Genomic DNA, 21,733 nt, shown 5'->3' with positions numbered 1-21,733 from the left:
GCGCACAGCGGCATGGGAGAATCTGGGAGGATACTATGACGAGGATTACACTCGGCGGTGCCGTCCTGCGCGGCACTGTCGCCACTGCTTTGATGGCGTCGCTCATGTCGGGATCGGCGCTGGGTTCGCCGCCAGTCGATTTGAGCAAGTGGTCGCCGGAATATGTGCGCTCCATCGCCGGCACACAGGATTTCGACACGGCCGCCGATTGCGGCAAGGTCACTCCGCTCGACTACAAGGGGCGACTGACGTTCTGGTATCAGGGCGTGTTCGAGGGCGACCCCGACCTGCTGCGTCAGTACTACAAGGATTTCTTCGAGACCTTCCGCAAGACCTATCCGAACATCCAGCTCGAGGATCAGGCCCTCACCTACAACGACCTTCTCGACAAGTTCCGCACGGCGCTGCTGGGCAATGCCGCGCCGATGGCGGTCCGCCTGCAAATCCTGGGTGGAACCGAGTTCGCCTCGAAGGGTTATCTGCAGCCGCTCAAGCCGGAAGATGTGGGCTATCCCACGGAGGATTTCTGGCCCGGCGCCATGAAGGCGGTAACCTGGGATGGCGTGACCTACGGCATTCCCACCAACAATGAGACGATGGCGTTCATCTGGAACGCCGACATCTTCAAGCGTGCGGGCCTCGATCCGGACAAGGCTCCGGCGACCTGGGACGACGTCGTCAAATATTCCAAGCAGATCCATGACAAGCTCGGCATTGCCGGCTACGGCCTCGTGGCGCGAAAGAACGCCGGCAACACGCCGTACCGCTTCATGCCGCAACTATGGGCCTATGGCGGCGGTGTCTTCGACGAAGCCTCCGCGAACCCGACCTATAAGGAGGTCGAGCTCAATAGCCCGCAGAGCAAGGCGGCGTTGCAAGCCTCCTACGACATGTATGTTCGCGACAAGTCGGTTCCGGTTTCGGCCCTCACCAACCAGCAGGCCGATAACCAGCCCCTGTTCGTCGCCGGCCAACTCGGCATGATGGTCTCGCACCCGTCCGACTATAACGTCATGCTCGACCTGCAGAAGAAGGCAACGGGCGCCGACAAGGAGAAGGCGCAGACCGTCATCGACAACATGCGCTACGGCCTGATCCCGACCGGCCCCGACGGCAAGCGCGCCGTCGTGTTTGGCGGCTCGAACATTCACATCCTGAAGCCCGAATATGTCGAGGGCGGCAAGGTGGACGAGCCGGCTGCAAAGGCCATCATCTGCATGTGGACGAGCCCTGAATGGTCGCTGAAGATGGCGTATGCCGGCTCGAACCCGGGCAACCTCAACGGCTTCAAGACCAAATGGATGAAGGAACGTCTGGACAACATCAAGTTCCTCGATGTCACCACCTCGATGTTGCCATATGGCATTCCGTTCCCGGCGCTGCCGCAATCCCCCGAGATCATGAATATCATCGTCCCGGACATGCTGCAGAACGCCCTGACCGGAGCGATGACCGTCGACCAGGCAGCGGACGACGCGGCCGAGAAGGTGAAGAACCTGATGGACGGACTCTAGTCCGGGCCTGACCTGCGATCCGACCGGCTGCGCCGACAGTGCGTGCAGCCGGTTTGCTCCTAACAACAAGGGCACGCCATCGTGACGATCGTGACCGGCAAGGCCGAGGCTCGCCGAAGATTGCAACCAGGTAGCTCCGGCGTGCTGCGGAATATCTGGGAGCATCGCGCCGACTACGCTTACGTGCTTCCAGCGATCGCCGTGATGCTCATCGTCATCGCCTATCCGATCTACTACACGGTCGAGCTGTCGTTCTTTAAAACGCCGCCTGGCCTGCAGCTCCGCGACAAGACCTTCATCGGATTGGACAACTACACGGCCATCCTCACCAGTCAGGTGTTCTGGAAAGTCACCTTGAACACCCTGATCTGGACGATCGCATCCACCTTCGTTGCCTTTGCCTTGGGATTTGCCGCTGCGCTGGCCCTCCACCGCGAGTTTATCGGCCGGGGTGTCCTGCGCGCTATCCTGATCATTCCCTGGGTCATCAGCGCGGTTGCCGCCTCCTATATCTGGAAGTGGATCTACCATTCGGACTTCGGCATCATCGGCGCGGTGCTGGTCGGCCTCGGATTGGCCGACCGGCCGCCGAACTTCATCGACAACGTCAGCACGGTGCTGCCCTCCTTGATCGTCGTCAATATCTGGCGCGAGTTTCCGTTTGCCATGATCATGATGATGGCCGGTTTGCAGACGGTCCCCGACCAGTTGCTGCGCGCCGCGGAAGTCGACGGGGCCAATGCATGGCAGCGTTTCTGGCACGTCACCTTCCCGCATCTGCGCAACGTCTCGACGGTGACGATCCTGCTGCTCGCAGTGGCCAATTTCAATTCCTTCATCATCCCGTGGATCATGACCGGTGGCGGGCCGTCGAACGCTTCGCACATCTGGATCACCCACATTTATGAGCTCGCCTTCGGCCGGCAGCGATGGGGCGTCGCATCGGCCTATTCGGTACTCCTGTTCCTCATGCTGATGGTGCTGGGCTACTTCTACGTCCGTGCGCTGGCCGGCAACGAGCGCAACGAGGGGAGCGCATGAGCACGATCGTCGGGACAGTCCCTCAACGTCCGGCCCGGCGCCGCATGCGCATCGACGGATGGCGTTGGGCCGGGCGCATCTTCCTCGTGTTCATGCTGCTTTACACCGCGTTGCCGATGATCTGGATGCTGATCACCTCGATCAAGTCCGGCTTCGCGGCGATGCAGTTCCCGCCGCAATGGTGGCCGGAAGAGCCTACCCTGGCCAGCTACCAGAAGCTGCTCGATCCGCAAAACAGCGTCGGCCAAGACTTCCTGCGTTTTTTCTGGAACAGCCTCTACGTGTCGACGGTCACCACAATCCTTTCGGTGATCGTGGCCGTTCCTGCGGCCTACGCCTTTTCGCGCTTTCGTTTCCCCGGTCGAAACTTCCTGTTCTTCACCGTGCTTTTGCGCAACATGTTCCCGGCGGTGATCTTTCTCGTGCCGCTCTTCATCCTGATGCGCGCGATCGGGCTGGTGAACACGCATGGCTCGCTCATTCTCACCTATCTCACCTTCGGCCTGCCGCTGGCGATCTGGCTGCTCAAGGGCTTTTACGACAACATTCCGGTGCAGCTCGAGCAGGCGGCGCGGATCGATGGGGCGACCCGGTTCCAGGCCTTCATCCTGATCGTGATGCCTCTCTCGACGCCCGGAATCATCGCCACCGCGATCTATTCCTTCATTGGCGCCTGGAACGAGTACATCTATGCCTACACCTTCCTTTCCAAGAACGAGCAGTTGACCCTGCCGGTCGGCATACAGCGTTTCTTCTCGGAGAATACGACGGACTTTCCGGGCCTGATGGCGGCCAGCTTCATGATGAGCGTGCCCGTCGTGGTGCTGTTCCTCCTCCTGCAACGATACTTCGTACGCGCCCTTACAGAAGGCGCGGTCAAACACTAGAGCCGGATGATGTCAGGTCTGTTCGACCTGAAATCTGAATCCGCCTCTAAATCAAAGAGATAGAGCATGATGTCGTCCGAAAACCGCTTCACACTTTTCGGCATCATGCCGTAGGGAGTTGCCGATGGCCCACGTGGTCCTGAGAGATCTCGTCAAGACCTATGGCGGCTTCAAAGCTGTCAACGACGTTTCGCTGACGGTCAATGACGGCGAGTTCGTTGCGCTCGTCGGCCCTTCGGGCTGCGGCAAGACAACCACGCTCAATCTTGTCGCGGGATTGATCCCGGTCACATCGGGCGACATCGTCATCGGCGACCGCGTGGTCAACGACCTCGACCCCAAGGACCGGGACATCGCGATGGTGTTCCAGAACTACGCGCTCTACCCGCAGAAATCGGTCTACAAGAACCTGGCGTTCCCGCTGCAGATGCGCAAGCTGCCCAGGGACGAGATCGACAGGAAGGTCAAGGAAGCGGCGCGCGTGCTCGACATGACGCACCTTCTCGAGCGCAAGCCGCGCGAACTTTCAGGCGGGCAGCAGCAACGTGTCGCCTTGGGGCGCGCCCTCGTCCGCGACCCTGCCGTTTTCCTCATGGACGAGCCGCTCTCCAACCTCGACGCCAAACTGCGCGTCCAGATGCGCTCGGAGATCAAGCGCTTCCACCAGGACCTCAAGGCGACCATCATCTATGTCACGCACGACCAGCTCGAAGCCGTGACCATGGCCGACAAGATGGCGGTGATGAACGGCGGCTACCTGTTGCAATACGATTCTCCGGCGCAGGTCTTTGCCCATCCGGTGAACATGTTCGTCGCCAGCTTCATCGGCAGCCCGGCGATGAGCCTTGTTCCACTGGAGGCATCGACAGCAAACGGCAACACTGCGTTGACCGGCGCGGAGGGCTGGAGCCTTGAGCTCTCGCCGCTCAACGCCCGGAAGGTTGCGGGGGCAACGTCGAGGAAAGTCGTGCTCGGCGCACGTCACTCGACCATCAGGCTCCACAAGAGCGCGGTGTCAGGCAGCGTCCCGGCCAAGGCCTATACAGTGGAGCCGACCGGAGACGTCACCTTCGTGCAGGCGTTGCTGTCAGGCGCCATCGTCAACATCAGCGTGTCCCCCAACATCGCCGTCGCACCTGACGAGCAGATCTGGCTCGAGTTCGACCAGGAGCGGCTGCATCTGTTCGATGGCGAAACTGAACTGGCCCTCAAGGCCGGCTGAGACAAGACGGGGTTCATTGGGAACGTTGGGGATGACTGAAAAGCTTAAGATCACCGCGATCAAACCCTATCCTGTATGGGTTGGAACGCGTAATCAGATGCTCGTCAAGATCGAGACCGACCAAGGCGTCTTCGGCTGGGGCGAGAGCGGCTTGAGCGGGCGCGAAAAGGCCGTTGCCGGCGCGGTCGAGCATTATCGTGAGTTTCTCATCGGCCGCGACCCCATGCAGATCGGGCGGATCTGGCAGGAGGCATATCGCAGCCAGTACTTCGAAGGCGGGCGCGTTCTGCAGGCGGCGATTTCCGCCATTGACGTCGCCCTGCACGACATCAAGGGCAAGGCGCTGGGGGTGCCTGTCTACGAATTGCTGGGCGGCAAGCAGCGCGACCGCATCCCCACCTTCGCCTCGACCGGAGACGAGGCCGAGGGCGACGTCGCCATCGAACGAGCCCGGGAGCTGCGCGCACGGGGGTGGCAGGCGATCCGCTTCTTCCCCGCAGGGCAAAGCAGCAGGGACATCTTCGAACCCCGAGAGTCGATCGGCGCTACCGCGAGCATGCTGAACAAGGCGCGCGAGGCGCTGGGCGACGACGTCGTCCTCGGCATCGACTATCATCATCGGCTGTCGGTGGCAGAGGCGGCGAGCTTCTGCAACAAGCTCGGCCGCGGCGTGCTTGATTTTCTCGAGGAGCCGATCCGCGACGAGACACCTGAAGCCTACGAATCCCTGCGCAGGATGACCGACATTCCCTTTGCCATCGGCGAGGAATTTGCCAGCAAGTGGCAGTTCCTGCCCTACATCGAGCGCGGCATCCATCAGTTCAACCGTCTCGATGTCTGCAATGTCGGCGGGCTCACCGAGGCGATGAAAGTCGCCGGCTGGAGCGAGGCGCACTATGTCGACCTGATGCCGCACAATCCGCTTGGTCCGGTGTGCACGGCCGCGACCCTGCATCTCGCCGCCGCGGTACCCAACTTCGCGTGGCTCGAGACCAGGGAACCCGAGACGAAGCTGGGCTTCGACAATTCCGACTTCTTCCCCGTGCAGCCACGGCTCGATGGCGCCTACTATCCGGTCAGCGACCTGCCGGGGCTTGGCGTCGAGGTCAACGAAGCGGCGGTCCAGGCGGAGGCTTTTCGTTTCTGGGAAGCGCCTCACCTGAAGCGCCGCGACGGGTCTGTTACGAACTGGTAGTCCCCTTTCATCCGGAGTCCACAATGACGCATACCCCTGACATCACGCGGCCGCCCAAAGACCTCATTGACGCCCTGAGGGAAATCGGCGCCGCGACGGTTGCCGGCACGCTTGGCCATATGGGTTTCCGCAATCCCCACATGGTCGGTCCGGTGGCGCAGAACCGTGGGAAGTCGATCGTCGGGCCGGCGCTGACGCTGCAGTTCCTGCCGCAGCGGCCGGACCTCTTCAGCGAGGGAGAATACGCCGACCCGGAAACGCAACTGCACCGGCACGTGCTCTATCACGCGCAGGAAGGCGATGTGGTCGTCGTCGACGCGCGCGGTGACATGAGCTCGGGCGTCTTCGGCGATATGATGTCGACATATTTCAAGGGCAGAGGCGGCGCGGGCATCGTCATTGATGGATGCATGCGCGACCGGCCGAATGTGGAAAAGCTCGATCTGCCGCTATGGCTGCGCGGCTGGACGCCCAACTACCATGTGCAAACCAGCATCTATCCGAACGCCGTCAACGTTCCGATCGCCTGCGGCGGTGTCACGGTGATCCCCGGCGACATCATAGTGGCGGACGACGACGGGGCGGTTGTGCTTCCCGTCGCAATGGCCGCAAAGGTGATCGAAGAATCCCAGAAGCATCATGATTGGGAAGAGTTCTCGCGAGAGAAGCTGATGCAGGGCGCACCGCTGCAGCGCTACTATCCGCTGCATGACGATGCCCGCGGCGAATATGAGGAGTGGCGCAAGGCCAACCGCCCGGCGGATTGAGATGCAACCACGAGGCACCCAATCACAGCGCCTTGGTGTTACATAAACCAGTCGCCCAGCGCGTGGGCATGATAACGCGCAGGCTATCCCCCCGAATGCTGCCGGCGAAGTTCCTGTTCAAGCTGAGCGCTTTCGGCTGGCGAGGCGGCAGACCCGACACGGGAGTCGAAGGACAACACTCGCGTCGCGTCGGTGTCGACCTCACACCGGAAGCTCACATGGTACCATCCGATCGTTGCGCGAAAGGCCGCATCCGGATCTATAACAATATTGCCCGACTTCAGCGGTCTCATTGGTAGCCACTCGGGAGAAAACTCGGCGCCCTTCAGCTCCTCGGCCAACACGTTGGCGCAAAGTGTGGCAACGCGCTCACCGCGAGACATGCCGTCAGTCGCGGTGGTGCCGAATGCATTGCCGGTAGCGCCGTGCGAGAAGAGCTCGCGGACGCCCGGAAGGCCCGAGTAAGCCCCGGCTGAGGCCACCTCCGTGGAGCTAGGCTTCCTGGCGCCTCCGCTTCCAGGCTTCGAGACCTTTGCAGGGCTGCGCTTCGGCGCGTTTTCGGGCCTGGCCTTCGGCGCCTGGGCTGATGCAGGAAGCTCGATCTCACCATCGTCGCCGGGGGCGGCCAACGGCGTCGCGGCTGCCTGCTTGTCAGCATCTTGCGGCTCTTGTTTGTCTGCGCCCTGCTTGCTCGCGTCCTCGGTTGCCTGCTTCTCCTGGGTCGGCTCGGAGGCTGCGGTTGCCGGCTTCTCCTCGGTCTTGGTCGTACCCGCCGGCTCCCCGGAGTCTGGCGACGCGGCGGGTTTGCTCTCGACGTCCTTCGCCTCACCTGGCGGCTTCGTATCCTTGTCCTTGACCGGTGTCGGCGAATTATCCTGCGCGCTGGCTCCATCCAGGGATTTCCTGGGGCCGGTATCCTTGTCGCCGAACTGGAATACAGGTTTCAGCACCTCGAGCGCCGGCGGCTTTTCCGCTACAGGCTCTTCTACTTTCGATTCCGGTTGCTTTTGCGCTTCAGGTGGTTCGGGCGGCGGCACGAGCGCGACGTTCACCGGTTGCTCCTCCTGCGGCTGCTCGGGAGGAATGGGCAGGCCGTAGACCAGGAACGCAGTGATAAGCGCGTGCAGGACCAGCGATGCGGGCAAGGCCCACAGCAAAGTCCGCCGCCGCTCGGATGTCTCGGTCTTCATCCCTTTCGATGTGGAGCGAAACTGCGGCCGCATCAAGCATGGCCACTGCATTGGCACAATTCAGCCGCAGCTCAGCAGTGAGGAGACGACGCCTGATTGCTTCTCGCCGCCGGCTCCATTCTCTGCATGCCCGCCTCCAATCTCAGCGACGCAGGCTGGCGTCGCGGGCACGCTCGCGGATCTCTTCGCGAGGAAGGCCCGCATCCGCCAATATGCTGTCTGGAAGCCGCCTCAAGCTCGCAAGCGTCTGGCGATAGGCAAGCCATCGGGCGAAACGGTGTCGAAGTGCATGCAACATGATCGTCTCCTTGGTGAGCGAAATACCTCACGCTCTTGAGTTGGTCGAAAACGCAAAGCAATCGCGCAAAGCGTATGCACGATCGAACGGATTGGGCTGACTTCCTGGCCACCGAGGCGTGCCTGTCATTTTCCTGCCAGGGCAGGATTATCCAACCCTCCAATGGCTGCATACTTGCGCATGATGTCCGCTTCGCGCTACAGCCACGGTCGCAAGGAGTTTTTCATTTCTGCAAAATGGATATTGGCTGGGACGATCTGAGGTTGTTTCTCCACGTTGCGCGGCTGGGTGGCCTGAGCGCGGCTACGGCAACCACGCGCCTCAGCGCAGCCACACTCGGACGACGCGTCACCGCGCTCGAAAAGCAGATCGGCGAAGCGCTGTTCGTACGTCAGCAGACCGGCTACCGACTAACCCCGGTCGGTGAAGAACTGCTGCGGCGCGCCGAAGACGTCGAAGCAGCAATGCAGTCGCTAACCCGCTGGCGCGAGGGAAACCTGCCCGACCGCATTGTCCGCGTCTCGGCCGGGCCTTGGACCTCGGCCTTCGTTTCGGCCCATATCGGCGAAATCTGGACCGTCGATGACGGCATCAGGGTGGAACTCGTCACCACCACCGACCGGGTCGACATCGGTCGCCGCGCCGCCGATATCGGCATCCGCAGCGAGCGCCCAACCGAACAGTGGCTGGCCGGCCGCCAGAGCGGCAAGGTCGCCTATGCCATCTATTCCGGACGCCACCTGATCAACGGCATCGCCGCCGGCTTGTTCGTCGGCGTCACCGGCGAAGGGGCAAACATTGCCTCGGCGCGCTGGCTGCAAGCCCATCACGGCGATCGCATCGCCGTGCGCGGCAACAACACCCATTCAGTGCGCGAACTGGTGGCCGCCGGCGCCGGCCTTTCCGTCTTTCCGTGCTTTGTCGGTGACAGCGATCCGCGGTTGGTTCGCGTCGCTCAGCCTATCCCCGAACTCGAAACCGACCAGTGGATTGTCACCCATCATGAGGAACGCCACTCCCCGCCGGTACGAAAGGTTGCCGACCGGATTGCCGCCCTGATGCGGGCCCATCAGCCATTGTTTGGCGGCAAGATGCCGATCCGGTAAGTCTCAGGAGTCGATCGGCCGAGCGAATTCCGGAACATCGGACTGGAGACCCATTCAAAAGGTCGGTTCGTGCAGGCGTATATGGTACAAGTCCCACATCTTGTCTTGCCGCAAAGTTCACCCTCTGATTCCCTGTGCCAAGGCGATAGAACCTGATTCTTGCACCTGGCGTGTTCAAGCGGCGCGTTCCGGGAACCTTTTGTCGACCAATTCCAAGGAGAACAAGACGATGAGCACCGCGGCAAGGCCCGTCATCTCTGAAATGCGGCCGAAGATAACCGTTATTGGTGTCGGCGGTGGCGGCGGCAACGCGGTCAACAACATGATTGCCGAAAATCTGCAGGGTGCGGAGTTCATCGTCGCCAACACCGATGCCCAGGCACTGACCATGTCGAAAGCATCGCGGCTGATCCAGCTGGGCGCCCATGTCACGGAAGGCCTGGGCGCCGGGTCGCTGCCCGCGGTCGGCCGCGCGGCAGCCGAGGAATCGATCGACGAGATCAGGGACCACCTTGCGGGAACCCATATGTGCTTCGTGACCGCCGGCATGGGAGGCGGAACTGGAACCGGTGCCGCGCCTGTCATAGCGAACGCTGCACGGGCAGCCGGCATCCTGACGGTGGCGGTCGTCACCAAGCCGTTCACCTTCGAAGGGAAGCGCCGCATGCAAGCCGCCGAAGAGGGCATTGAGCAGCTTCGCGAATGCGCCGATACCGTGATCGTTATTCCGAACCAGAACCTCTTCAGGATCGCCGACGCAAAGACGACTTTCGCGGACGCCTTCGCCATGGCTGATCGCGTCCTTTATTCCGGCGTCGGCTGCATAACCGATCTCATCGTCAAGGAGGGGCTGATCAATCTCGACTTCGCCGACGTGAAGTCGGTGATGCGCGACATGGGCCGCGCAATGATGGGTACCGGGGAAGCCACGGGCGAGGACCGCGCCAGGAAGGCCGCCGAAGCGGCGATAGCAAACCCGCTTCTCGACGAAGCCTCGATGATCGGCGCCAAGGGCGTCCTGGTCTCGATCTCGGGCGGCATGGACATGACGCTGTTCGAAGTCGATGAGGCCGCCACCCGCATCCGCGAGGAGGTCGACGCCGACGCCGACATCATCGTCGGCGCCATATTCGACCGGGCACTCGCCGGAAAGTTCAGGGTCTCAGTCGTGGCGACAGGATTGCGGCAGGGACTGGAGATGCCGCAGTAGGCAGGATCCGGGCTGCTGATTTATGAGTCTGGTGGACGTGGTCATGGGCTTCGCCACCGAAAAGTTTGGCCCGCAAGCCCGCACCATTGAACCTGCCGGTGAATTCGCGTTGCCGGCCTAGGGACCGAATTTGTTTCGAGGCCGCTGCCACGAATGCGCGAATTCGCATCAGCGCCGCCGCGGAACCGCTCCCAACTGCAACCGCGCCGCGAATGCGCTTCGACCCGGATCCCCAAAAGGCCACACAGATTGACCACGGCAGACATTTCGCCTGCGATATGGCCAGCATCTGCTGACCACATGATCGGCCCTTTTTGATCGGTGATGCGGGCTCGCTGGATATGGCACAATAAAACCGGCATGGGTCAGACGTCGGGAGCATCCAGTGGCGGCCAGCCTCGCAAGCACTATATCGAAGAAAAACTCAGGTCGACCCGACAGGAGCATACTCCATGGCCGACACGCCGACACCCGATGCTTCGTTTCTCGCGGCCCTGACGACAGAGCATTTCGTGCAGCAGACAGCGATCAGCACGTCCATAAGTGAAATGGCGTCGCGAACGACCATCTACATTATGTCTCTGTCGAGCGCTCTGGTGGCAACGGGCTTTGTTACGCAGTCCTCCGAGTTCTTCCTGCCGTTTGTCGCGGTTGTGCTGCCATCGGTCTTTTTACTGGGTGCCTTTACCGTCTTGAGGTTGGTCGACATCGCCGCTGAGAACATGCAGGCCCATATCGGCATTGCCCGGATCAGAGCCTACTATCGAACTTTGGGCGACGAGGCTGCCTTCCAGTTTTCCAAGGAATTCGGTCGCTGGCCCGAAAATGACGCCGAACCTTCTCTTCGTACTGGGCCTCTCCTGGCGTACCTGACCACTGCAGCGACTATGATCGCATTCATAAATGCCATCGTCGCTGCGGCCGGCGTTACTCTGCTTGCGTTTCAAACCCTATGGTTCTGAAAAGAGCGTGCTTTGAGCGGGTAATGAATGTGGTGTTTGTCTGAACGCCACCGGCATGGCAATTCCGATCTTATTGACGACCAATGCTCCACGCCCCTCGCAGGCTGTTCGCAATGGCGAGCCCTTTCGGGATCGAGACATTTCCGCAAACTTTTTTGCCCGGCATGCGTTGTTCCTTCTCCGAGCACAGGAGAAAGCCATGCAGACTAAGTCGCAGACTTCAGCCGAAGCCGCCAAGCAACGCCATATCCAGCGTGGTATCGACGCCAAAGACGAGACGAAGAGCAATGGCAAAATGCAACAAGCGATGCAAGCCGGCGCCCGCAAATATCCCGAGCCACCTTTTCCCGAGCAGCATCAACCCAAACCGGGGCATGAATGGGCGATCGAGCCCGCTCCGCTCTACGATGCGCCTTACTACCTCGGATCGAAAAAACTCGACGACAAGGTAGCGCTTATCACGGGTGGTGATTCCGGCATCGGCCGTTCGGTGGCAGTCTTGTTCGCCCGCGAGGGCGCCGACATTGCGATCGTATACTTGAGTGAAGACAGAGACGCCGAAGCGACCAAAAACGCCGTCGAAAAGGAAGGCCGGCGTTGCATACTGATAAAAGCCGATGTCAGTGAACGCGAGCATTGCCGCAACGCCGTGGCGCTGACGGTCGAAAAATTCGGCAGGATCGACGTGCTGGTCAACAACGCCGCTTTCCAAATCCATTCCAGTGACTTCAACGACCTGACCGAGGAACATTTCGACACGACGCTGAAGACCAATCTTTACGGCTATTTTCATATGGCGCAGGAGAGCGTGCCGCACATGGAGCCGGGCTCCGCGATCATCAATACCGGTTCGGTGACCGGCATCGACGGTTCCAAGCAACTGGTTGACTATTCGATGACCAAGGGCGGCATTCATGCCTTCACGCGAGCGCTTTCGGGCAATCTGATCGGCAAGGGCATCCGGGTAAACGCGGTCGCGCCAGGTCCGGTGTGGACGCCGCTCAACCCTTCGGACAAGGAAGCCGACGACGTCTCGAAATTCGGCGCGGATACGCCGATGAAACGGCCAGCGCAACCGGAAGAACTTGCCCCGGCTTACGTGTTCCTCGCCTCGTCGCATTGCTCGAGTTACATCACGGGAGAGATCCTGCCGGTGGTCGGTGGCTACTGAGGTCGCGGAACGTATTTCATTGCATTGGGCTACCGAGTAGACGGCACGCGACGACGTCGTCTCCAGGGAGACGCTTGCCGCGCTCGATCGCTTCAAGAAACGCGTGATCGGTGCCGTGCGCCGCCGCTACACGGCACCCGCCACGGCTCCGGAGCAATAGCGCTCCGTGTTGGCCGAAATCCTCGCTCGCGTTTTCAATTTTCTGAATTTCCGCTTGGAACTCTCCCGCCGGCATACCGTTCAAACATCATTGGAGAACGACCATGCCACGAGGCGACAAATCGAAATACAGCGACAAACAGGAACGCAAAGCCGACCACATTGCCGCAGGCTATGAGAAGCGCGGTGTTTCCGAGAAGGAATCCGAGCGCCGGGCATGGGCGACCGTCAACAAGGACGATGGCGGCGGCAAGAAAGAAGGCGGCTCGGGTCGTGGTAAACACACCGGACACCCCGCGGCCCACAAGGGTGGGAAAAGCGGCGGCAAGGCATCGGCTTCACGGTCAGCCGCAAGCCGATCGGAATCGGCAAAGAAGGCAGCGGCAACACGCAAGCGGAATGCCGAGCACCATGCCCATTAACTGCCCCGCAACAGGTTCGGAACGCCATGAAACCCAAGCTCGTCAATCAGGTCAGCGGGCAAAGAATTTTCGTCGTGGTGCTCGACCTCGGCGACGAAGGCTTCGCCGCGCTGACCGCCTTCGCAACCGACAAGAACATCGCCGACAAGAACATCGGCAGTGCCTCTTTGACTGCGATCGGAGCGTTCGGCGCCGCCTTGATCGATGTTAATGCGTGAGGTTGGCAAGCGCCTACCCGGCTCCTTGGCCATCAAGGGCGGATGTCTCTGTGGCAGGATCCGATTCAGCGCCGGGATCGAACCGAGGGCTCACTACTGCCACTGCGATATGTGCAGACGAGCGACCGGCAGCGCGTTTGCAGTTCTTGCCTGGATGCCCTGCCAAAGCCTGACCTGGAATTCCGGAACGCCAACATATCGAAGGTCTTCGCCGATCGCACAAAGAGGCTTCTGCCCAGAATGCGGGTCGCCGCTCAGCCTTTGCTACGACGCGTCGCCAACCGAGATCGCGCTGCACGTCGGTACCTTCGATGATCCGGCTCACCTGGTGCCTCGGTACAACTACGGTTCAGCGCAGCGCCTTGGTTGGGTGTGCTGCGGAATAGACCTACCGGACCGCGACACCGAGGAGCGCTGGTAGCGCCGCCTGTTGCGAATGACCTAGATTGCCGATCAGGAATGCGGCCCTTGTCGCCGTGCCCCGAAAGTGCGGTCTCGATCTGCCCGGCCTGCCGACGTGGCCAGACCGTCGACAAGCCCTAAGCGCTAGCCGGTTTTGATCCTTTGGGGGGCCGCATTCTCTATCGCGAGGAAAATCGCTTCGAACAGATCCTCGTCGCGGAAGGGCTTGCCGAGCAAGGGCACGTCGGCCGGCCGATCGGCAATCTCCCGGGCATCGGCATAGCCCGTGATCATGACCGCTGGCCAGTCCGAGCGCAAATTGCGCGCGAAGCGGATCACGTCGACGCCGGATACGAGTGGCATGGCGAAGTCGGTGATAATGACGTCGAACTGGTTGGGAGTGCGCTCCATCATGGCCAGCGCCTCCGCCCCTCCTCCCGCGCAGGTCACCTCGAAACCACGTTGGCGAAGGGACTCGGCGGTCAATTGCCGCAAAACATGGCTGTCGTCGATCAGGAGGATTGATGGGTGCTCCATCCCGGCATCGGCGAACGCTCGTTCAATGTCGGGTTCCACCACAGGATCGACCGGCTGTTCGGTCGATCGTGGCAGCCAGAGTTGCATGGTAGTTCCGCGGTTGACGACGCTTTCTATGCGAAGTGTCCCACCTGACTGCTTCATGAAGCCGTAGACCGTGCTGAGGCCGAGGCCCGTTCCCTTACCGACCGGCTTGGTGGTGAAGAACGGTTCGACGACCTTGGCGACAAGATCGGGAGGTATGCCGGATCCGGTGTCCTTGACGGCGATCATGACATAGTCGCCCGGCGGAATATCCTCTGTTGGCGTCCCGATCGATCGATTCTGCGCATGCACGGTTATTGTCCCGCCAGAGGGCATGGCGTCACGCGCGTTGAAAACCAGATTCATCAAGGCCAATTCAAGTTGGCCTGCATCGACATGCACCGGCCAGATCGTGTCATCGATCTGCCAGTCGAAACGGATCAACCCCCCCAGCACGGGCGCCACCAATCCGTTCATCGTGTCGCCCAGCGCAGCAAGGCGCACCGCTTCCGGCTTCAGGGTCTGGCGCCGCGAGAATGCCAGCATTCGCGCGACAAGGTCAGCGCCTTGTTTTGCAGAACGCCGCGTCAGGTCGAGTACCTGTTGCGCCTGATCATCCAACGTAGCCCGGCGTTCAAGCAGCCCTAACCCACTGAGAATTGCGGCGAGCAGGTTGTTGAAATCATGCGCCAGGCCGCCGGTTAGCTTGCCGATAGCGTCGATGCGCTGGGATTGAAGCAGCTGATCCTCAAGACCGCGCCGCTCGGTGATGTCAAGCAATGTGCCGATAATTTCCGGTTCACGGCCATCTGAGCCGTCCGACATCACGCCCTGGTCGAGAAAGATGCGATACTCGCCATTGGCGCAATGCCAGCGGAACTCGCACGTATAGGAGCCGGTGGTTTTGGCCGCCAGCAGCGCTTGCTTCAATCGCGGCAGGTCGTCGGGATGAACGCGGCTGAGACCGAACTCCGGATCCGATGTCAGGTATTCAGGCGCAAAGCCGGTCAAGCGCTCGACGCCCTCGGTAACAAAGCGCGCCGCGAAGGGTGGCTCGGCTGCCCGAGCATGAAAGCAGACCGGCAACGAATTCAGGATGGCATCCTGCCGTTGCTCGGCGCTGCGCAGCGCGCGTTCGGCCTGAAGCTTGTCCTTGTGCGCCTGCAACGCCTGCGCCAATAGTCCCTGCTCGACCTCCGCCTTGCGCTGGATCTCGAGCGTCTTCTCGTGGAGTTCGACGAAAACCGCGACTTTCGAACGCAGCATGATCGGATCGAATGGCTTGAACACATAGTCGACCGCGCCGGCATCATAGCCGCGCAGCATATGCGCATCCTCCTTGTTGATGGCGGTCAAGAAGATGATTGGGGTGCGCTTGGATTGCTCGCGCTGGCGGATAAGTGCGGCCGTTTCATACCCGTCCAACCCTGGCATGAGGACATCCAGGAGAATGACGGCGAACTCCTCTTTCAGCAGAAAGCGCAGAGCCTCTTCGCCCGATTGGGCGCAGATGACCTCTCCGACAGTCGCGAGCACTTCGCTGATCGCCAGCAGATTGCGCTCATCGTCGTCCACCGCCAGGATGCGGGCTCTTGCCGGCCCTTCGGCAAGAGCTGCCACCTCAAGTTTCCTTACCCTGTTTCTTGCCAGCTTTTGCATCGAACGGCCGTCAGTTCGCTGCCAGGAGAAGTTTTTCCGGGCTCTCGACACGGGATCGGGCACGCCCGATCCAGACACGAAGCAGTGCCAGCAGGAGATCCAGGTCGACGGGTTTGGCGATGTAGTCGGAAGCCCCGGCATCCAGACATTTTTGCCGATCCCCCTTCATCGCCTTTGCGGTGACGGAAATCAGCGGGATATGAGCAATCGCCGGTGTGCCGCGAATCCGCCGCATCGTCTCGTAGCCGTCCATCTCCGGCATCATGATATCGATCAATGCCACGTCGACATCGGGCGCCTGTTCAAGAAGCGCGATGCCATCACGGCCCCGCTCGGCATGCAGAACCTGTATGTCATAGGTCTCCAGAACACTGGTGAGCGAATAGATATTGCGAATGTCGTCATCGACGATGAGAACTTTCGCCCCGGCGAGATCGGACTTGCCGTTGTGTTCAGTTCCTGCCCAGGCCTCTTGGCGACCTTCTCCCGGCAGCGTTGCCGAAATATGCAGCGCCAATTGAGCGAAGTTCTCCGCCCGCGGTGCTTCCGCCAAGGCCGGGTTCAACGCCAGTACCTGTTCAAGCGCGTCCGGGTGAGGCGTAAAGAACAGCAGCTGCGGCAAGGCTTCGCCGAAGTGGCCGGTGATCTCGTCCAGCGCCTTTGCGTTGTCCTTGGCGGAGCGTCCAAAGCCGAGCACGACGGCATCATAGGAGGCGAGGCCAACGTCTTCTGCATTTGCCGCAACTCGACCGATCGCGGTGACCGACGTTACGCCGTCGCGGATTGCCTCGACCAGCGCCAGACGCCGCTCCGGGTCAGGGTCCACGACCAGAACGCGGCGCTGAACGCGGAGCTTCTTCGAGTGGATATCCTGAAACACCTTCATCAGCTCGTCCGAGGAAACGGGCTTGGTGGAAATGCTGGACGCCCCCTTGCGTGCGAGACTGTCGATGTCTTCGGCACCCGAGATGACATGGATGGGAATTCCCCTCGTCTTCTGGTCATGCCGCAGCAGATCGAAAAGCACCCAGCCATCGATATCCGAAAGCCCGAGATCAAGCGTGATTGCGTCGGGAACGAGCTTGCGGGCCAATGCCAGCGTGCCGGAACCTGCATTCGACAGAACGCCTTTCAGCCCGGCTGACCGGGCGAGGCCGAGCAGCAACCCGCCAAAGGTCGGGTCGTCCTCGACGATCAACACGATCCGATCGGTGGGTAGGATTGAATCGCGGTCGTCGATCAGCTCTGCCGAGGCCGGACTGCTGAGCAGAGCTGTCGCAGTAACCGCCTCCGCCGCCGGAGCCAGGGTCGACTGTACTGTCGTCACGCGGGGGCCGTCGAACGGGATGATGAGGGTAAATGTCGACCCCTTGCCCGGCGTGCTTTCGACCCGCAATTCGCCGCCAAGCAAGCGAGCGATCTCGCGGCTGATCGAGAGCCCAAGGCCGGTGCCGCCATACTTGCGGCTGGTGGTGCCGTCGGCCTGCTGGAAGGCCTCGAAAATCAGCTTCTGTTTGTCTTCTGGAATGCCAATGCCGGTGTCGGTGACGGCGATCGCGAGAGCCTTCACCGGCTGCGTCGCGCCATTGCGGCGGCCGGCCTTTTCAACCCGGAAGTTCAGGCTGACCTCGCCTTCCGAGGTGAATTTGAATGCGTTGGAAAGCAGGTTGAGGACAATCTGCTGCAAGCGTTTCTCATCTGTGCGGACCGTGTCGGGAAGCGCCGGATCGACCTTGATGGTGAAGCCAAGTCCCTTGTCGGCTGCCAGCTGACGAAAAGTTCGTTCCATATGCTGGCGAAGATGCGTCACCGGCATATCGTTGATGTCGATGGAAACAGTGCCCGACTCGATCTTCGACAGATCGAGGATATCGTTGATGAGGCTGAGAAGATCGGTTCCTGCCGAATTGATGGTGCGGGCGAACTCTACCTGTTTTTCGTTGAGGTTGCCGTGCTGGTTGGTCGCCAGCAGGTTTGACAAAATGAGCAGCGAATTGAGCGGCGTGCGCAGTTCGTGGCTCATATTGGCCAGGAACTCGGACTTGTATTTCGACGTGAGTGCCAGTTGCTCGGCTTTCTCCTCCAGCGCGCGTCGCGCCATCTCGATTTCGAGATTCTTGTTTTCGACCTGCTTCTTTTCGTTCTCGAGCAGCTGCGCCTTTTCCTGCAGCTCCTCGTTCGTCGCATGCAGCTCTTCCTGCTTTTTTGTCAGCTCGGTTTGACGCGCTTGCAATTCCGACGTCAGCAGTTGCGACTGCTTGAGCAGGCCCTCCGTGCGCATCGTCGCAGCGATGGTGTTGAGAACGATGCCGACGGATTCCATGAGCTGGTTGAGGAACGACTGGTGTGTGTCACGAAACTCGCCGAACGAGGCGAGCTCGATGACGGCTTTGACTTCATCCTCGAACAGGGCAGGCAGGATGATGACATTGGCTGGCGAGGCGCTGCCAAGACCAGATGTGACCCGAAGGAATTCTGGCGGCACATTGTCCAGCATGATGGCGCGCTTGTCGGCGGCACTTTGCCCAACCAGGCCCTCTCGCAGATCAAGCCGCTGCTTGATGGCAGCTTTGCTCTCGGCGCCATAGGAAGCCGCCAGCTCAAGATAGGATTCCTCCTCGTCGCGATTGGTGACGTAGAACACCCCATACTGGGCGTTCACCAGAGGAGCGAGTTCGGACATGATGAGCCGCGAGACGGTGGCAAGATCGCGCTCGCCTTGCAGCATGCGCGAAAACCGGGCGAGATTGGTCTTCAACCAGTCCTGCTCGGCATTCTTCAGCGTCTGATCCTTCAGATTGCGGATCATTTCGTTGATGTTGTCTTTTAGCGCGGCGACCTCGCCGGACGCTTCGACGCTGATCGAACGGGTAAGATCGCCCTTGGTCACCGCCGTCGAAACCTCGGCGATGGCACGCACCTGGGTGGTCAGATTGGCAGCGAGTTGATTGACGTTGTCGGTGAGGTCGCGCCAGAGGCCGGCGGCACCTGGCACACGCGCCTGACCGCCGAGCTTGCCCTCGATGCCCACCTCACGGGCGACGTTGGTCACCTGGTCGGCAAAGGTGGCAAGCGTCTCGATCATGCCGTTGATGGTGTCGGCCAGCAGGGCGATCTCTCCCTTCGCGTCGACCGTCAGTTTGCGCCTGAGATTGCCTTGCGCGACCGCCGTCACGACATCGGCGATGCCGCGCACCTGATTGGTCAAGTTCGTCGCCATCAGGTTGACGTTGTCGGTCAGGTCCTTCCAGGTACCGGCAACACCTTCGACGCGCGCCTGGCCACCAAGCTTGCCCTCGGTGCCAACCTCACGCGCGACTCGGGTGACCTCGCCGGCGAAGGAGTTCAACTGGTCCACCATGGTGTTGATGGTCGACTTGAGCTCCAGGATTTCGCCCTTCACATCGACGGTGATCTTCTTCGACAGGTCGCCGCGCGCCACGGCGGTCGTGACTTCGGCGATGTTGCGCACCTGGCCGGTCAGATTCTCGGCCATCGAGTTCACATTGTCTGTGAGATCCTTCCACGTGCCGGCAACGCCGCGCACCTGCGCCTGGCCTCCCAACTTGCCTTCCGTGCCGACCTCGCGTGCCACGCGCGTGACTTCCGAAGCGAAGGAATTAAGCTGGTCCACCATTGTGTTGATGGTGTCCTTCAGCTCCAGGATCTCGCCGCGGACATCGACGGTGATCTTCTTCGAAAGGTCCCCGAGCGCCACGGCGGTGGTTACCTCGGCGATGTTGCGCACCTGGCCGGTCAGGTTGGCCGCCATGGCGTTGACGTTTTCGGTCAGATCCTTCCACGTGCCGCCGATGCCGCGCACCTGGGCCTGGCCGCCGAGCTTGCCATCGGAGCCGACCTCGCGCGCCACACGTGTCACTTCCGAAGCGAAGGAATTGAGCTGGTCGACCATCGTGTTGATGACGTCCTTGATCTGCAAGATCTCGCCCAGCGCGTCGACGGTGATCTTCTGGGTCAAGTCGCCGGTCGCGATGGCCGTTGCCACCTTCGACACGTCACGCAACTGCACCGTCAAATTGCCGGCCATGGCGTTGACGTTGTCGGTCAGATCCTTCCAGGTGCCACCGACGCCTTCGACATGCGCCTGGCCACCAAGCTTGCCTTCCGATCCCACTTCGCGGGCCACACGCGTGACCTCAGAGGCGAAGGAGTTCAGTTGGTCGACCATCGTGTTGACGGTGTCCTTGAGCTCCAGGATCTCGCCTTTGACGTCGACGGTGATCTTCTTCGACAGGTCGCCGCGCGCCACGGCGGTGGTGACTTCTGCGATGTTTCGAACCTGGCCAGTCAGGTTGGCGGCCATGAGATTGACGTTGTCGGTCAAATCCTTCCATGTGCCGCCGACGCCCCTCACCTCTGCCTGGCCGCCCAGCTTGCCTTCGGTGCCGACCTCGCGTGCCACGCGCGTCACTTCCGAGGCAAAGGAGTTCAGTTGGTCGACCATCGTGTTGATGGTGTCCTTGAGTTCCAGGATTTCGCCTTGCACGGCGACCGTGATCTTCTTGGACAGATCGCCCGACGCGACCGCCGTGGTCACCTCGGCGATATTGCGCACCTGACCGGTCAGGTTCTCGGCCATCGAGTTGACGTTGTCGGTGAGGTCCTTCCAGGTGCCGGCGACGCCGCGCACCTGCGCCTGGCCGCCAAGCTTGCCTTCGGTGCCAACCTCGCGTGCCACGCGCGTGACCTCGCCCGCGAATGAATTCAGCTGGTCCACCATCGTGTTTATCGTGGATTTCAGCTCGAGAATCTCGCCCTTCACGTCCACCGTAATCTTCTTCGACAGGTCGCCCAAAGCCACCGCGGTCGTCACTTCGGCGATGTTGCGCACCTGGCCAGTCAGGTTCTCGGCCATGGAATTCACATTGTCGGTCAGATCCTTCCACGTACCACCAACACCCTCAACGCGCGCCTGGCCGCCAAGCTTGCCTTCAGTGCCGACCTCGCGCGCCACGCGCGTCACTTCCGAAGCGAAGGAATTAAGCTGGTCCACCATCGTGTTGATGGTGTTCTTCAGTTCTAGGATTTCGCCCTTGACATCGACTGTGATCTTCTTCGACAGGTCGCCCGACGCGACCGCCGTCGTAACCTCCGCGATGTTGCGCACTTGCCCGGTCAGGTTCGTGGCCATCGCGTTGACGTTGTCGGTCAGATCTTTCCACGTGCCGGCGACGCCCTTGACCCGGGCTTGGCCGCCGAGCTTGCCTTCCGTACCGACCTCGCGCGCCACGCGCGTCACCTCAGAGGCGAAGGAGGCCAACTGGCCGACCATGGTGTTGACGATCTTGCCGATGCGCAGGAATTCGCCGCGCAGCGGTCGGCCATCAATTTCGACCATCATGGTCTGCGAAAGGTCGCCCTTGGCGACGGCGCCGATAACGCGCGCAACCTCAGCCGTTGGCTGAACCATGTCTTCGATGAGATCATTGACTGAACGGACACTGGATTCCCAACTGCCGGTGGCATTGCGAACCCGGCCGCGCTCGCCTATCCGCCCCTCCTTGCCGACGACCCGGCTCAAGCGCTCGAACTCGCGCGTCACTTGGTCGTTGAGGTCAGCGATCTCATTGAAAGTCTCAGCTATCTCAGAATCGAGGCCTTCATAAACATTGTCGATGCGGACGGAGAAATCGCCGCGCCGGAAGGCTTTCAGAGAATTCAGGATGCTTCGACGGTCCAATTGCTTCTTGGATGCCTGCACGGTCACAGCGCCACTCCCAGCCCTATG

The 21,733-nt window shown here is 61.1% G+C and carries 17 protein-coding genes; 13 read left to right on the top strand and 4 right to left on the bottom strand.

Going from position 1 to position 21,733, the window contains the following annotated elements; all coding sequences use genetic code 11:
• The first annotated feature begins 35 nt into the window (after nt 1-35).
• The 6 genes from NL532_RS12750 to NL532_RS12725 all read left to right on the top strand — a co-directional run bounded on the left by NL532_RS12750 (nt 36) and on the right by NL532_RS12725 (nt 6,626).
• Complete coding sequence (locus NL532_RS12750; RefSeq protein ID WP_023712166.1) at nt 36-1,514, top strand: ABC transporter substrate-binding protein; 1,479 nt, start codon at nt 36-38, stop codon at nt 1,512-1,514.
• 81 nt (nt 1,515-1,595) lie between these two features.
• The gene (locus NL532_RS12745) at nt 1,596-2,555 is read left to right on the top strand and encodes a carbohydrate ABC transporter permease (protein ID WP_031203176.1); all 960 of its coding nucleotides are present in this window, start codon (nt 1,596-1,598) and stop codon (nt 2,553-2,555) included.
• Nucleotides 2,552-3,442, top strand: a complete 891-nt coding sequence (locus NL532_RS12740) for a carbohydrate ABC transporter permease (RefSeq protein ID WP_031203174.1) — start codon at nt 2,552-2,554, stop codon at nt 3,440-3,442. Before NL532_RS12745 ends, NL532_RS12740 begins: the two co-directional genes overlap by 4 nt.
• Nucleotides 3,443-3,566: 124 nt before the next feature.
• The gene (locus NL532_RS12735) at nt 3,567-4,664 is read left to right on the top strand and encodes an ABC transporter ATP-binding protein (RefSeq protein WP_023829164.1); all 1,098 of its coding nucleotides are present in this window, start codon (nt 3,567-3,569) and stop codon (nt 4,662-4,664) included.
• A gap of 31 nt (nt 4,665-4,695) precedes the next feature.
• Nucleotides 4,696-5,859 (top strand): mandelate racemase/muconate lactonizing enzyme family protein, encoded by a 1,164-nt coding sequence (locus tag NL532_RS12730; protein ID WP_023829163.1) that lies wholly within the window; start codon nt 4,696-4,698, stop codon nt 5,857-5,859.
• Between the two features lie 23 nt (nt 5,860-5,882).
• Entirely contained in the window at nt 5,883-6,626 is a 744-nt protein-coding gene (locus NL532_RS12725; protein ID WP_023829162.1) for a ribonuclease activity regulator RraA, read from the top strand.
• 83 nt (nt 6,627-6,709) lie between these two features.
• On the opposite strand, the gene NL532_RS12720 is transcribed toward NL532_RS12725, so the two are convergent.
• Together NL532_RS12720 and NL532_RS32200 are read right to left on the bottom strand one after the other, a co-directional pair.
• Nucleotides 6,710-7,849, bottom strand: coding sequence for a DUF930 domain-containing protein (locus NL532_RS12720; protein WP_286488119.1), 1,140 nt, complete (start codon nt 7,847-7,849; stop codon nt 6,710-6,712).
• A gap of 109 nt (nt 7,850-7,958) precedes the next feature.
• On the bottom strand, nt 7,959-8,114 hold the full coding sequence (locus tag NL532_RS32200) for a YjiS-like domain-containing protein (RefSeq protein ID WP_081730988.1): 156 nt from the start codon (nt 8,112-8,114) through the stop codon (nt 7,959-7,961).
• A gap of 74 nt (nt 8,115-8,188) precedes the next feature.
• Here NL532_RS32200 and NL532_RS12715 point away from each other — a divergent pair, with 74 nt between their 5' ends.
• The 7 genes from NL532_RS12715 (at nt 8,189) to NL532_RS12685 (ending at nt 13,783) form a co-directional block, all read left to right on the top strand.
• The gene (locus tag NL532_RS12715) at nt 8,189-9,220 is read left to right on the top strand and encodes a LysR family transcriptional regulator (protein ID WP_081730987.1); all 1,032 of its coding nucleotides are present in this window, start codon (nt 8,189-8,191) and stop codon (nt 9,218-9,220) included.
• 229 nt (nt 9,221-9,449) lie between these two features.
• A complete protein-coding gene (gene ftsZ / locus NL532_RS12710) occupies nt 9,450-10,430 on the top strand; it encodes a cell division protein FtsZ (RefSeq protein ID WP_031198409.1) in 981 nt (326 codons plus the stop codon).
• 452 nt (nt 10,431-10,882) lie between these two features.
• Nucleotides 10,883-11,392, top strand: a complete 510-nt coding sequence (locus NL532_RS12705; RefSeq protein WP_023829157.1) for a hypothetical protein — start codon at nt 10,883-10,885, stop codon at nt 11,390-11,392.
• Nucleotides 11,393-11,591: 199 nt separating this feature from the next.
• Nucleotides 11,592-12,563, top strand: a complete 972-nt coding sequence (locus NL532_RS12700) for an SDR family oxidoreductase (RefSeq protein WP_023687856.1) — start codon at nt 11,592-11,594, stop codon at nt 12,561-12,563.
• A gap of 263 nt (nt 12,564-12,826) precedes the next feature.
• On the top strand, nt 12,827-13,144 hold the full coding sequence (locus NL532_RS12695) for a hypothetical protein (protein ID WP_023687854.1): 318 nt from the start codon (nt 12,827-12,829) through the stop codon (nt 13,142-13,144).
• A 26-nt stretch (nt 13,145-13,170) separates the two neighbouring features.
• On the top strand, nt 13,171-13,362 hold the full coding sequence (locus NL532_RS12690) for a PPC domain-containing DNA-binding protein (RefSeq protein ID WP_023687853.1): 192 nt from the start codon (nt 13,171-13,173) through the stop codon (nt 13,360-13,362).
• Nucleotides 13,349-13,783, top strand: coding sequence for a GFA family protein (locus NL532_RS12685; protein ID WP_348524277.1), 435 nt, complete (start codon nt 13,349-13,351; stop codon nt 13,781-13,783). Before NL532_RS12690 ends, NL532_RS12685 begins: the two co-directional genes overlap by 14 nt.
• 125 nt (nt 13,784-13,908) lie before the next feature.
• Here NL532_RS12685 and NL532_RS12680 read toward each other — a convergent pair whose 3' ends face one another.
• Both NL532_RS12680 and NL532_RS12675 read right to left on the bottom strand, forming a co-directional pair.
• Complete coding sequence (locus tag NL532_RS12680; protein ID WP_286488118.1) at nt 13,909-16,047, bottom strand: PAS domain-containing hybrid sensor histidine kinase/response regulator; 2,139 nt, start codon at nt 16,045-16,047, stop codon at nt 13,909-13,911.
• Complete coding sequence (locus tag NL532_RS12675) at nt 15,995-21,706, bottom strand: HAMP domain-containing protein (RefSeq protein WP_032900108.1); 5,712 nt, start codon at nt 21,704-21,706, stop codon at nt 15,995-15,997. Before NL532_RS12675 ends, NL532_RS12680 begins: the two co-directional genes overlap by 53 nt.
• Between the last annotated feature and the right edge of the window lie 27 nt (nt 21,707-21,733).

This window comes from Mesorhizobium sp. C120A, from assembly GCF_030323105.1.
Taxonomy (GTDB): Bacteria; Pseudomonadota; Alphaproteobacteria; order Rhizobiales; family Rhizobiaceae; genus Mesorhizobium.
This window is presented reverse-complemented; position numbering and strand designations above follow the sequence as displayed.

Excerpts from the sequence above, each read along its gene's own strand:
- NL532_RS12690 (WP_023687853.1), top strand. The coding sequence starts at position 13,171 with ATGAAACCCAAGCTCGTCAATCAGGTCAGCGGGCAAAGAATTTTCGTC.
- NL532_RS12685 (WP_348524277.1), top strand. The coding sequence starts at position 13,349 with ATGTTAATGCGTGAGGTTGGCAAGCGCCTACCCGGCTCCTTGGCCATC.
- NL532_RS12725 (WP_023829162.1), top strand. The coding sequence starts at position 5,883 with ATGACGCATACCCCTGACATCACGCGGCCGCCCAAAGACCTCATTGAC.
- ftsZ (WP_031198409.1), top strand. The coding sequence starts at position 9,450 with ATGAGCACCGCGGCAAGGCCCGTCATCTCTGAAATGCGGCCGAAGATA.
- NL532_RS12730 (WP_023829163.1), top strand. The coding sequence starts at position 4,696 with ATGACTGAAAAGCTTAAGATCACCGCGATCAAACCCTATCCTGTATGG.
- NL532_RS32200 (WP_081730988.1), bottom strand. The coding sequence starts at position 8,114 with ATGTTGCATGCACTTCGACACCGTTTCGCCCGATGGCTTGCCTATCGC.
- NL532_RS12700 (WP_023687856.1), top strand. The coding sequence starts at position 11,592 with ATGCAGACTAAGTCGCAGACTTCAGCCGAAGCCGCCAAGCAACGCCAT.
- NL532_RS12740 (WP_031203174.1), top strand. The coding sequence starts at position 2,552 with ATGAGCACGATCGTCGGGACAGTCCCTCAACGTCCGGCCCGGCGCCGC.
- NL532_RS12750 (WP_023712166.1), top strand. The coding sequence starts at position 36 with ATGACGAGGATTACACTCGGCGGTGCCGTCCTGCGCGGCACTGTCGCC.
- NL532_RS12735 (WP_023829164.1), top strand. The coding sequence starts at position 3,567 with ATGGCCCACGTGGTCCTGAGAGATCTCGTCAAGACCTATGGCGGCTTC.
- NL532_RS12705 (WP_023829157.1), top strand. The coding sequence starts at position 10,883 with ATGGCCGACACGCCGACACCCGATGCTTCGTTTCTCGCGGCCCTGACG.
- NL532_RS12695 (WP_023687854.1), top strand. The coding sequence starts at position 12,827 with ATGCCACGAGGCGACAAATCGAAATACAGCGACAAACAGGAACGCAAA.
- NL532_RS12715 (WP_081730987.1), top strand. The coding sequence starts at position 8,189 with ATGCACGATCGAACGGATTGGGCTGACTTCCTGGCCACCGAGGCGTGC.
- NL532_RS12720 (WP_286488119.1), bottom strand. The coding sequence starts at position 7,849 with ATGCGGCCGCAGTTTCGCTCCACATCGAAAGGGATGAAGACCGAGACA.